The 11,571-nt window shown below is 60.7% G+C and carries 10 protein-coding genes and 1 pseudogene; 3 read left to right on the forward strand and 8 right to left on the reverse strand.

Going from position 1 to position 11,571, the window contains the following annotated elements; translation table 11 throughout:
• Positions 1-62: 62 nt before the first annotated feature.
• The 7 genes from ACTZWY_RS07070 to ACTZWY_RS07100 form a co-directional block, all read right to left on the reverse strand.
• Complete coding sequence (locus ACTZWY_RS07070) at positions 63-1,451, reverse strand: TRAP transporter large permease (protein WP_444789990.1); 1,389 nt, start codon at positions 1,449-1,451, stop codon at positions 63-65.
• Position 1,452: 1 nt separating this feature from the next.
• Positions 1,453-2,010 (reverse strand): TRAP transporter small permease subunit, encoded by a 558-nt coding sequence (locus ACTZWY_RS07075; protein WP_444789991.1) that lies wholly within the window; start codon positions 2,008-2,010, stop codon positions 1,453-1,455.
• Positions 2,011-2,108: 98 nt separating this feature from the next.
• Complete coding sequence (locus tag ACTZWY_RS07080; RefSeq protein ID WP_444789992.1) at positions 2,109-3,218, reverse strand: TRAP transporter substrate-binding protein; 1,110 nt, start codon at positions 3,216-3,218, stop codon at positions 2,109-2,111.
• 186 nt (positions 3,219-3,404) lie between these two features.
• Positions 3,405-4,289 carry a DMT family transporter gene (locus ACTZWY_RS07085; RefSeq protein ID WP_444789993.1) on the reverse strand — a complete coding sequence of 295 codons (885 nt, stop codon included), beginning with the start codon at positions 4,287-4,289 and terminating at the stop codon, positions 3,405-3,407.
• A 59-nt stretch (positions 4,290-4,348) separates the two neighbouring features.
• Entirely contained in the window at positions 4,349-6,373 is a 2,025-nt protein-coding gene (locus ACTZWY_RS07090; protein ID WP_444790003.1) for a capsular polysaccharide biosynthesis protein, read from the reverse strand.
• Between the two features lie 82 nt (positions 6,374-6,455).
• Positions 6,456-7,496, reverse strand: coding sequence for a polysaccharide biosynthesis/export family protein (locus ACTZWY_RS07095; protein WP_444789994.1), 1,041 nt, complete (start codon positions 7,494-7,496; stop codon positions 6,456-6,458).
• A 190-nt stretch (positions 7,497-7,686) separates the two neighbouring features.
• The gene (locus tag ACTZWY_RS07100) at positions 7,687-8,976 is read right to left on the reverse strand and encodes a capsule biosynthesis protein (protein WP_444789995.1); all 1,290 of its coding nucleotides are present in this window, start codon (positions 8,974-8,976) and stop codon (positions 7,687-7,689) included.
• 183 nt (positions 8,977-9,159) lie between these two features.
• On the opposite strand from ACTZWY_RS07100, the gene ACTZWY_RS07105 reads away from it, so the two are divergent.
• Genes ACTZWY_RS07105 through scpB form a run of 3 tightly spaced genes read left to right on the forward strand, consistent with a single transcriptional unit; the run spans position 9,160 to position 11,232 of the window.
• Positions 9,160-9,765 carry a riboflavin synthase gene (locus tag ACTZWY_RS07105; RefSeq protein ID WP_444789996.1) on the forward strand — a complete coding sequence of 202 codons (606 nt, stop codon included), beginning with the start codon at positions 9,160-9,162 and terminating at the stop codon, positions 9,763-9,765.
• A 9-nt stretch (positions 9,766-9,774) separates the two neighbouring features.
• Positions 9,775-10,554 (forward strand): segregation and condensation protein A, encoded by a 780-nt coding sequence (locus tag ACTZWY_RS07110; RefSeq protein ID WP_444789997.1) that lies wholly within the window; start codon positions 9,775-9,777, stop codon positions 10,552-10,554.
• 9 nt (positions 10,555-10,563) lie between these two features.
• Positions 10,564-11,232, forward strand: coding sequence for an SMC-Scp complex subunit ScpB (gene scpB / locus ACTZWY_RS07115; RefSeq protein ID WP_444789998.1), 669 nt, complete (start codon positions 10,564-10,566; stop codon positions 11,230-11,232).
• A 214-nt stretch (positions 11,233-11,446) separates the two neighbouring features.
• On the opposite strand, the pseudogene ACTZWY_RS07120 reads toward scpB, so the two are convergent.
• A pseudogene (locus ACTZWY_RS07120) lies at positions 11,447-11,571 on the reverse strand (IS481 family transposase); the annotation flags it as partial.

Raw genomic sequence — 11,571 nt, forward strand, 5'->3', positions numbered from 1 at the left:
CAAGCCGGGAATGTCGGCCTGCGGCATTCTTGCAGGTGTTTGCCCATGTTGCGCCCGACGCCTCAGAACAGAATGGAGGGCAACCAAAGCACCAGACCGGGAAAGATGAACAGCAGCGCGATTGCGGCAATCTGCAAAAACACGAAGGGAACCGCGCCCTTGTAGATCATGCCGGTGCTGACAGAATTGGGCGCGACACCCCGCAGATAAAACAGCGAAAACCCGAAAGGTGGGGTCAGGAAGGATGTCTGCAGGTTCACCCCGATCATCACGCCCAGCCACACCGGGTCCACGCCCAGCAGCAACAGGGTAGGGGCGGTGATGGGCAGCACGATGAAGATAATTTCGAACGTGTCCAGAATGAAGCCCAGAACGAACATGATGATCATCACTGTGATCATGGCCCCCATCGCGCCGCCGGGCATGGTGGTCAGGAATTCACGCACCAGATTGTCGCCGCCCATCTGGCGAAACACGATGGCAAACACCGACGCCCCAAACAAGATGACGAAAATCATCGAGGTGACGACCGCAGTGCGTCGCGCCACCTCGGTAAACACCTTGAACGACAGCCGCCAGCGCAGCGCGGCCAGCAGCGTGGCCCCCACCGCGCCCACCGATGCGGCCTCGGTGGGGGTGGCGATGCCGCCAAGGATGGACCCCAGAACCGCGCCGATCAGCAACAGGGGCGGGACCAGTGCGAACAGGATTTCCTTCCACAGCCCCGCCTTCTCCTCGGGGGGGACGGGGGTTGCGGGGCAGGATTGCGGGTCGGTGATGGCCTTGAAAACGATATAGCCGATATACAGCGCCACCAGCAGCAGCCCCGGTATCATCGCGCCTGCAAACAAATCGCCCACCGACACGGTTTTGGGCGCAAAATTCCCAAGGCTCATCTGCACCTGTGAATTCATGCCCGCAATCATGTCGCCCATGAAAATCAGCACCGTGGACGGCGGGATGATCTGGCCCAAAGTGCCTGACGCGCAGATGGACCCGCAGGCCAGTTTGGGATCATAGCCCGCGCGCATCATGGCGGGCAGTGAAATCAGCCCCATGGTGACCACAGTTGCCCCCACCACGCCCGTAGACGCCGCCAGCAGCGCCCCCACCAGAATGACCGAAATGCCAAGGCCCCCGCGCATATTGCCAAACAGCCGCCCCATCGTGGACAGCAATTGTTCGGCAATATTGCTGCGTTCCAGCATGACACCCATGAAGATGAACAAGGGCACTGCCACCAGAACTTCGTTGATCATGTATCCAGTATACCGTCCCGCCAGTGCGCGCAGGTTCGACATGTCGAATACACCGAAATACAGGCCCATATAGGCAAATAGAATGGATGTGCCTGCCAGCGTGAAGGCCACGGGAAACCCCAGCAGCAAAAACCCGATCACCCCGAAAAACATCAACCCGGCCAGGATTTCGCCAATCAATACAGGATCCATGTCAGGCGTGCTCCGTGTCATATTGGTAGCGGTAATCAGATGGCACCAGATCTTCGCGTCCGGCAATGATCAGGATGGAACGAATGCCCATGGCGATGCCCTGCAAGCCGATTGTCACGGCGAACACCAGAATAAAGCTTTTCAGCACAAACAGCCCCGGCATGCCGCCGGGGTTTGAGGAGGCCTCCAGAAGGCCGATGGACCGCATCACGAATGTGTAGCAATAGGACCACACAACCCACGCAAAGGGCAGCAGGAAAAGGCACACGCCCAGCAAATCCAGCCATGCCTTGCGCAACGTGGATGCGGGCCTGTAGAAAATATCCACCCGCACATGGTCATTGCGGTACAGCCCATAGCCCGCCACAGCCGTGAACATCACGCCATTCATCCAGGGATATAAATCCTGCATCCACAGACGTGTCGTGGAAAATATGTAGCGTTCGACGACAACCCAGAAACAGACAATCACAATTCCCGTGGCAAGCCACATGAAGACATTGCCAAGCACCTTGTTGACCAGATTGATCAGGCGCATCAGATACGCAAGCGCTGTCACGACATCCTCCGATGGGAAAGGGGGCGGGATTTGGAAAAATGGCCCCGAAACAGGTCGGGACCATCCGGATTTTCAACCTTGATCAGGCAAGAGCTGTTTTAACCCAGATCGGAAATATCGAAGTATTTTTCGCGTGCCAATGCAAATGTCAGATCGGTGTTTTGCGTGCGCCCACGAAGTTGGTTGAGGGTCCGAATATAGCTTTCCGCCGTTTTGCGTGTCAAAGCATCGCCGCTGCTCAGAATCTCCTCCAGCAATTCGCGTGACGCTACTGCGCCCGCCTGCAGGATACTTTCGGGGAATTCCTTGTGCACGATCACCTCATGGTTCTCAACCATGTCCGCAAGCGCGATCGGATCATAATAGTAAAATTCCGATGGCATGTTGTCATATTCCGCCTGTGCCGCGTCACGAATGATGCTTTGCAGGTCGCTGGGCAGGTCCATGAACTTGGCCTTGTCCACGACAAGCTCGGTCGCAAGTCCGGGTTCGACAAAAGAAGATGTATAGTAGTGCTTGCGCACTTGGTGGAAACCGAAGGCACGGTCATTATACGGGCCAACGAATTCCGCCGCATCCAGTGCGCCTGATTGCAGCGCTGCGAAAATCTCACCGCCCGCTAGGTTGGTGACACTGGCGCCCAGTTTCTGCCAGACCTGCCCCCCCAGACCTGGCGTGCGAAAGCGCATGCCTTGAATGTCGTCAATGCCGGTCAGTTCGTTCTGGAACCAGCCGCCCGCCTGCGTGCCGGTATCGCCGGACAGGAAACCTACGACGCCGAATTGATCATAAATCTCGTCCCAGATTTCCTGCCCGCCGCCAAACCGGACCCAAGCCGATAATTCGCGCGACGTCATCCCATAGGGGACGCCGGTGAAAAACGACAGGCCCACAGATTTGTTTTGCCAGTAATAGGCGGCACCGTGGCTCATTTCCGCAGAGCCGTCCAGAACGGCGTCCAGCGATTGCAGAGCTGGCACAACTTCACCCGCTGCGAACAGTTCGATCGTCAAGCGACCGCCAGATGCCGCAGTGATGCGGTCCGCCACGCGTTGCGCGCCAGTGCCAAGTCCGGGAAAGTTTCTGGCCCATGTCGTGACCATGCGCCAGGTCATCCGACCCTGTGCAACAGCAGGCGCCGCAAGCGACGTTGCCGCAGCCGCACCGCCCCCGAGGGCCGAGGTTTTCAGAAAGGAACGACGATCCATGATTTCCTCCCATGGTGTGTTTTTATTATTCAAGCACGCGCCATTTATTGGCGGGTTCCCCCTATAGACCATAGAGTGCGGAATGTTTGAACATTTTTTTTGGCTTTCGTGATCTGCGTGACGTAGGGGTATTTGCGCCCCCCAACATCCCCCGCCGCCACAATGGCGCGGGCCCGTGCCTGCGCGTTACGCAATGCGGCGCGCGGGCCGAATGTTGATCCAGTTCGCCAGAACAATGATGGCCGCGCCTGCAAACACAAGCGGATCAAGGGCTTCTGCATAAAGCCACACGCCCACCAACGCGATCAGCGGCAGGCGCAGGAATTCCATTGGCGCCACTGTGGACGCAGGCGCTAGGCTAAGCGCCGTGGTCAGCGAATAATGCGCGCTTAACCCTGTGACCCCGATGATGGCCAGCCATGGCCAAATTGCCGCAGGGGGCCATGTGAACCCGCCAATCTGCGCCAGCCCCAGCCCGAACAGCGTTTGCAACACGGTCATCCAGAACAACACGCATAAAACCCCGTCATGGCGCATGATGTGTTTGGTCAGCAGCAGGTTCATGGCAAACCCCACCGCCGCCAGAATCGCCGCCAGATGCCCTGAATTCAGCGCCTGCACCCCCGGTTGCGCCACAACCAGCACCCCGGCAAAGCCCAGAACCGCAACCATAAGACGCTTTCGCGTGAATATTTCCCCCAGCACCAGCGGGGCCAGAAGGGCCACCCAGATGGGCATGGTGAATTCCAGCGCCACCAGTTGCGACAGCGGAATGACCATCAGCCCGTAAAACCACAGGTTCTGTCCGGCGAAATGGAAAATATTGCGCGTCAGGTGCAATCCCGGTCGCGTGGGGCGTATTGCGGCCCCAAACCCCGAACGCGACCGTGTCGACAGCATGACAAGCGCACAGACAATCATGAACCCGATCAGCGAACGCCAGAACATCAGTTCAAACGAATCCAGCACTGTCTGTATGGCGCGTCCTGATACAGCCATGGCAATGAAGGACGCAATGGCCCCGCACATCCAGAATGCGGTCTTGACGGGGTGGTTGGGGGCGTGGGTCAAGCTGTCCTCTCTCGGGGCGGGGCGGGTGCAGTGCAGGTGTACGCCACCCCCCCCCAAGGTCAACGCCAAAGATGCGCGCGGCTGGCAAACACGCCCTGCAATTTGGACAGGATGCGCAAAGCGGGCGCTTTGGGCAGCTTGCCTTGCGCCAGCCGTTCAGCGGCCACTTCCGGCGCGCAGGGCAGGCCCGTAAGCGGGTCCAGATAGCGGGGATAGGCGATCAGCGCGGCATGAACAAACCCCGCCAGACCGGGGCGCGCGCGCCTGCGTTCGGGCACATTGCCCAAATCGCGCGTCAGCCCCCATCCCGCATAAAAGGGCGCGCCCGTTGTGGTGACGGGAACACCGCGCAAAAGCGCCTCCAGCCCCAGGGTGGATGTCATGGTCCAGACTTCCTGCACCTGCTCCAGCAGCCGGGCGGGGTCTGCGTGGTTCAATACCAGATCAGCGTATTGCAACGCCACATCGGCCGTGACTGCGCCGGGGCGCAGGCCCGCTTCCACATCTGGGTGGGGTTTATACAGGATGATCGCGGCGGGGTTGTGCTTGCGCACCTCGCGCAGCAAATCCAGATTGGTGGTGATCCGGCCCGCGCCAAACCGCAAGGAGGCATCATCTTCGACCTGACCGGGCACCAGTATTCTGTGGCCCGAAGGCAGGGCAGGCGGCGCGCCCGACAGGTTGTATTTGCTTAATCCCGCCTTGCGAATGGCCGCGATCAGCCGCCAAGCGCGCGCTTCCCCCCCCGGCGGCAAGGGGGCGGCCATCAGCTGTTCCAGCCGCGACGGGTGGCGCGGATCGTAATACAGGCCCATATCATCGGCAATCAGCGACAGGGGCGGGGTCAGCGCAGCCCCCAACCCGCGCGAGCGCAGGAACCCGTCTTCAATGCGGGTGACAGGGCCATCCGGTGCCGGTGCAGCACCCCAGACCATCGCGCGCGTCGCGGGGCGGGGGGCGCGCGAAAACCGCAATCTGGTCCAGCGCCCGAAAAACGCCTGCAGATGGGGGCGTTTCCACAGCCGCATATTCAGCGCGACATAGCCCGCATGATCTTCGCGCCATGCGCGCACCAGCGCTTCCAGATGGTCGGCCACATCTTCGAATGGACACAGCCGGTCGCGGCAGGGGTCATACCATGTGGGATACAGCAGCATCGCGCCCGCAAAAAGCTGCGCGCGTGTCAGGGTGCGGCGGCGGCGCGGGTGGGGGGACTGGTCCTGCGTCAGGCCCCACCCTGCATAGAAAGGGTGGCCAAAGACATGGGGTTTGTGGCCTGCAAAAATCGCCTCGAACCCAAGTTGGGACGACACAGTGTACACGGCAATCGCGCCGTCCAGCAGGCGCCAGTTTGACACCTTTGTGTCCAGCAAGCTGATATGGGGCGCGCTGCAATCCTGCGTCCCGAAATAGCCCTGACGAAACCCGTGCAGGGTTTCGGGGTGGGTCTTGATGACAATGCGCGCGCCGGGGTGGTCCAGCTGGGCCTGCACCAGCATGTCGCGGAAGACATGATCAGACACAGGCCCCGACAGCCCCCCATGGCGCAGCGCGGCATCATTGCGCACCTGATCCACGACCAGCACATATCCGGGCGCGGGGACGGGGGCGGCGGGGTCATGGGCGCTGTATTTACACAGTTCCAGTGCCTTCATGCGCGCCATGCCAAGGCGCGCGCGTTCAATCAGCGCGTGGTCATCAAACGGGTGCGTTGCCAGCAGGGTTTCCAGATCACTGGGGCGCGAGGGGTCATAATGCACCCCGCTGCGGTCGATCAGCAGGCCCAGCGGCGGTTCGCCCATGCGACCGGGGAAAAGCGAGCGCAAGAAGGCATCCTCAAGGCGCAGAAGCGTTGCGCCCGTGTGCTGCGCCACTGCTTCGCCCCGGCTGGCGCGCGGCGCATGGCCCCACACTGCAACCTGTCCGGTGCTGTCAGGCCAGCCAATGCGCACCGCCAGCCCTGCCAATTGCAAAATTCTGCGGATGCGCCGAGCCGATGCGTGCAGGCCAAGAAAGCCCCCGCTGAAGGCATGCACCCCCTGCGGCCCGGGGGCGCGCAGGGGATCAGTGTGTGATGCGTTCATGGTCATTCACGCGACCCGCTTTACGCTTGTGTGGTCGCGTGTCTGGCGCGCAAAAGCGGGAACCGGTTTTGCGCGCCATGTCCTAGTCGCCGGTAATGGTGCTGCGCGCGACAGATGTTGCTGTCAGCGATCCGGTCAGCGCGGCAATCTGGCGCGCCCACAATACGGAACTGGCCTCGGTCACGAAAATGGTGTCCCCGTCGCGTATTTTGAAATCGCGCGCGTCAAACATGCCCGTGGGCGCTGTCAGGTCCAGCACATAGACGAAACGCTGGTCGGTCACGATATTCTGGTGTCCCAAAATCGCGCTGGCCACTTCGGGCACTTCATCGCGGAAGATGAACACGCCCTTGGGGTCCGCGCGCAACGGGTCCAGACCGCCCACCATGGCCAGCGCGTCAATTGCCGAAATGGTCTGCGTGTCAAAGATCATGCGACTGGATGCACCGGTTGCCCCCAGCACGGAAAACGCGCGCTGGTCCTGTTTGACCAGCACCCGATCCCCGCCGCGCAGTGCAATATCCAGCGACGGGTTGGCGAAGATATCCTCCAGCCACGCGCTGTCCTGACGGGTGCCGCGTGTCACCAGCACCTGGGCTGTTTCCAGCGGAATGTTGATCCCGCCTGCCAGCGCAACCATTGCACTTAGCCGCCCTGTGGCGCGCGTGATGGGATAGACGCCCTGAACATTGACCCCGCCCGTGACCGACACGCTTGCGCCGTCGCCAGCTTCGCGCGAAACCACGACCTGCGGTTCGGGGGTCTGTTCGTCAAGCGATTGCGTCAGCACGCGGCGCAGGGCATCTGGGGAATGGCCGGCTGCGCGAATGCGTCCGGCATAGGGCACGAATATGAACCCCGCATCATCGACCTGCAATTCTTCAATGATGGCATTGTTGGCCGTTTCCGGCGCAAGCAACCCTTCGGGCACGTTTTCGTATATGTTCAGGCGGATTGTGTCACCGGGGCGGATGGTGTCGCCCCCCAGCAAGGCCCCAGACCGCAGCGCATGGCTGAACCCCAATGACGCTGGACGGTTGGCCACCTGCGCCACCTGTCTGGTGACCCCGATAACATGCGCATCACCGGACCGCATGACGGACCCTTCGAAGATTTCGTTCATGGTAGGGCCGTCTCGGGACACACCACAAGAAGACGTGACAGCCAAAGCTGCAAGCAGGGCCACCGAATGGCCCCATTTTAAAGACAAAGCAAACACTGCTCGGGCTCCTTTGAAAAGGACATGCCTCTGATAATTGGGGAAACCATACAGGCTGGGTGGGATTTCGCCAAGGGGTTTAATGACTTGGCGGCTACTTCGCCTTGCGCACCTGTTGCCGTGGTGCCGCGTCCCCGCGCATCAGCGCCGCATAAGGGTCGTCGGGGGCCAGCATCAGATCCACCACATGTCGCATCAATTGCCGCCGTCCCCGCAAAGAATAGTATCCCCCCGGCACCTGAGAGGTTTCCAGCAAGAAGCGCCGGTAATCACGATACGCGCGCGCATCGGGGCGGGCGGGGTGTGTGAAAAACGCCTCAACACTCTGGTCCGAGACGAATTCGGGCTTGTCATAGACCGCGCGCCCGAAAATTTTCAGCGGCATCCCGCGCCACAGCACCTGTTGCGCCGCAGTGGAATTGACCGTCACCGCCGAACGGGCATGGTTCAGAAGGGCCGCAAGTTTGCCCCCGCGCACAAAATGCACCCGCCCCGACAGGCCATGTGCCTGTGTCAGCGCCTTGATGGAGGCATGCAGCGGGGCGCGCCCATCTTCCAGCGGGTGGGCCTTGATGACAAGGTGATGATGGCGCGGCGCGCCCTTGGCAAAGCCCGCAAAGACCAGTTCCAGAAATTCCGTCAGCGTCGTGAAGGGGCTATGCGCCTGAAAGCTGCTGTCATGTTCCAGTTGCAACAACACCAGATGATAGGGAAAGCCGCCATTGCGAATGCGCCAGCTGGCCAGGGCGCGTTGCAGATATGTCAGCGGCATGGCCCATAGGCGTTTGAGATACAGCGCGAATTCCTGCGCGACACCCAGCGAGCGATGCGGGCGGAAATGGCGGTAGCGCCGGTTCAGTGCCAGCACGCAGAAATGATACACTGCCCCATAGAAGATATGATGGCGCATATCGCCCCAATGGGCGGGGGGGTCGGGCAGTTCCAGTTCGCTTTTGCGCAAGGCGCGGCGCATGGATCGGATGGTCATATGCATCAGCGCGGAATTGCCGTTTGACCCGTTGCGTTCATAGGTCACCCAATAGGGTCGCAAATATCCTTCTTCGAAGACATGGATCGTAAGGCCCGCGGCCCTTGCGATCTGGACGGCCTGCGCATGCAAGGGGCGCACATCGCCGTATAGCACAATATCGGTGACCTTATGGGCGGTCAGAATGTCGCGGAACTGTGCAGGCCAGTGCTCTGGTGGGGCGGTAAACGGAATGTAATGCGCCTTGTCGCGCCAGAACACGGCATCGCCCTGATTGAAGCCCACACGCCAGACTTGCGCGCCGGTCTGGCGCAGCATTGCGCCCAATCTGTTGAAAAATGGTCCATGTGGTCCCTGCAACAACAGGAAGCACCGCCCCTCACCACTGATACGCATGATACACCGCGCCTGTAATTACTTGATATGCAGATGATACGCCCGAAATTTTGTCAAACCCTAAACCTGCCCTGTCTGCATGTCAGCCATATAGTTAACAAAAACGGCATCACTGTGGCGGGCTTGCTATCGTTGGTGGGGCGGTTTACGTCAGACATTGCAATCTGAAAGGGGCGTCAGGTCATGTTCACAGGGATTATCACGGATATCGGGGTTGTTGGCGAACTGGTGCAGGAGGGCGATTTGCGCGCGCGCATCCACACGCGCTATGACACGGACAAAATCGACCTTGGCGCGTCCATTGCGTCTGACGGGGTGTGCCTGACGGTGGTGGCGCTGGGGCCGGACTGGTATGAAGTGCAGGTCTCGGCGGAAACGGTGGCCAAGACCAATCTGGGCCAGTGGCAAACCGGCCGCCGCGTCAATCTGGAACGCGCGCTGAAAGTGGGCGATGAACTGGGCGGGCATATTGTGTCGGGGCATGTGGACGGGCTGGCCCATGTGGTGGGACTGGACCGCGACGGGGACAGCACGCGGTTGCGCCTGCGCGCGCCGGGCAGCCTTGCGGGGTTTATTGCCCCCAAAGGGTCCGTCACACTGAATGGCACATCGCTGACCGTGAATGACGTGGACGGCGCGGAATTCGGGATCAACCTGATCCCGCATACCAAACAGGTCACGACATGGGGGGATGTCGCGCTTGGCGATGCCATCAATCTGGAAGTCGACACCATGGCGCGCTATGTGGCGCGATTGCGCGACTGGGACAGGATGGACACCGCGTCCTAGGCTACGCCAATGACAGATGATTGGGTCCATGACAGCATTGCCGAACGGCGCGCCGCAGAAGCGCTGATTGTGGACGTGGACGGGTTCGAAGGACCGCTTGACCTGCTGTTGATGCTGTCGCGCACCCAAAAGGTGGATTTGCGCCGCATTTCGGTGTTGCAACTGTCTGAACAATATCTGGTTTTCGTTGAAAAGGCGCGGGAATTGCGCATTGAACTGGCTGCCGATTATCTGGTGATGGCGGCCTGGCTGGCCTATCTTAAATCACGCCTTCTGTTGCCGCCCGACCCCACGGAGGAGGGACCCTCTGGTGAAGAACTGGCGGCGCATCTGGCCTTTCAGCTGGAACGCCTGCAGGCCATGCGCGAAGCGGCCGCGCGCCTGTTGGGACGCGACCAGAAGGGGCGGGATTTTTTCGTGCGCGGTGATCCTCAGAGTTTGGCAGTCAACCGCAAGACAGTGTATGATGCCAGCCTGCTGGACCTGATGCGCGCCTATGCGCGGTTGCGCACCCGTGACGAGTTCCGCCCTTATGCATTTGACCGCACAGATATCTACCCGCTGGAAGCCGCATTGGAACGCTTGTTGCAGATGGTGCCCGGCGCGGTTGACTGGACAAGCCTGCAAGCCTATCTGCCGGACGGATGGCGCGGCGCCCCCGCGCGCAAGCGCTCTGCCATGGCCTCGACATTTGCGGCGACACTTGAACTGGCCAAACAAGGCCAGATCGAGCTGCGCCAGTCCGACACATTTGCCCCCTTGCATTTGCGCAGGCGCAAAGGGCAATAGGGGCGCATCATGACACTGCCGCCCGATGCCGCCCCCGACAAAAGCCTGTTTCCCGCCCCCCCCATGGCCGAACAGGAACGCATGATCGAAGCGATCCTGTTTGCCAGCGCCGATCCGCTGACGCTGGCGGCCATTGCCGCACGCCTGCCACATGGGTGCGATGCCGCTGAAGCGCTGGCGCATCTGCGCACGCGCTATCAGGGGCGGGGGGTCACGCTGGTGCGGGTGGGCGATGGCTACGCGCTGCGCACTGCGCCTGATCTGGGCTACCTTATGCAATCCGAACGGGTTGAGCTGCGCAAATTGTCGCGTGCGGCAATCGAAACCCTTGCGATTATTGCCTATCACCAGCCTGTCACCCGCGCCGAGATTGAGGAAATCCGCGGCGTTGCCCTGTCGCGCGGAACGATCGATCAGTTGCTGGAACTGGAATGGATTCGTCTGGGGCGCAGGCGCATGACCCCGGGGCGCCCTGTGACATTCGTTGTGACGCCTGCGTTTCTGGACCATTTCGGGCTGGAATCCGCGCGTGACCTGCCGGGCCTGAGGGAATTGCGCGAAGCGGGATTGCTGGACAGCCGTCCCATGCCCGGACGCGAAGGGGGCGGGCGCGAGGATGATGACGATGACGATGACGATGCGGGGCAAAGCGGGCAATCGGAATTGTTCGAGGATTGATGATCCCCGCGTCTTATACTGACGGCACTGTGCATGTGCCGTCAGTATAAAGAGGGGAATTGGAGGGCTGTCGCCCCCCAAACCCCCTGCCTGAAGGGGGGCACGCCCCCCTTCAGAAACCCCGGTGGATATTTTTGCCAGAATGAAAGCCGCGACTGGTCAATTCGGGTGGGGCGCTGTTCGGGTTAGGCGTTGTCTGCATTTAGCGGGAGGACTAGGTGTGTAGTCCCAGCATGTGGAGGGTTGGGTCAATGTTGAATCGTTCTGGCTCAGAAGTCCAGATTTTGCAGATATATTCGAATGGCGTGAGGCCTTGCAGCGTCTTCAACCGGCGTGCGC

Origin of the sequence: Roseinatronobacter sp. NSM (assembly GCF_052379845.1) — a bacterium.
Classification (GTDB): domain Bacteria; phylum Pseudomonadota; class Alphaproteobacteria; order Rhodobacterales; family Rhodobacteraceae; genus Roseinatronobacter.